Origin of the sequence: Thiolapillus sp., assembly GCF_048562965.1 — a bacterium.
Taxonomy (GTDB): domain Bacteria; phylum Pseudomonadota; class Gammaproteobacteria; order Chromatiales; family Chromatiaceae; genus Thiolapillus; species Thiolapillus brandeum_A.
Map to the genome: position 1 here is coordinate 1 of NZ_JBHNMF010001666.1, position 521 is coordinate 521.

1 protein-coding gene is annotated in these 521 nt (G+C 51.8%); it reads left to right on the forward strand.

What is annotated here, in order from left to right; all coding sequences use genetic code 11:
- Positions 1-336, forward strand: a 336-nt coding sequence (locus ACOCD2_RS26115; RefSeq protein WP_294046808.1) for a hypothetical protein, incomplete at its 5' end; no start/stop codon positions are given.
- Positions 337-521: the final 185 nt, after the last annotated feature.

Consider the following 521-nt stretch of genomic DNA (forward strand, 5'->3'; position numbering starts at 1 on the left):
AAGCTCGTTGCTGCTCCGTACTTGTCTCCCAATGACTGGACGCCGCGTTCGGAGGCCTACTTTGTTTTCCCTCTGGCGCAAGGCACGCCGGGAAAACAGTGCGGCCTCGCGGCTACTGGGGACTACCAACCTTCGCTTCGCTCTCCATGGCTGGCAGCGTCTGAAGCCTTCAGGACATCCCAAATGGTGGGGTGTCTGTCTTCCCGGCGTCGTCCGGTATCTCTGCTTATTAACTTTCATGCATCCGCTGGTCACACCCCTGATGATGGAAAAACCCGTATTTGTAGGTCGGACTTCAGTCCGACATTTCCCGTCTGGCAGTTGTTGTCGGGCTGAAGCCCGACCTACGGTCATAGCACGAATCTGCGTTGTCCCAAACCCCATAAAATCTATAACTTAGGTGTCTAGAGTTTAGAGTAAGCAACATTGTTCCACCGTATATTTTCGGGTGAAATAAAGTTGCTATTTTGTTCATACTGCCCGTTAGAGCTTGTTCTATACGCTGATTGCTGCATCCTGCT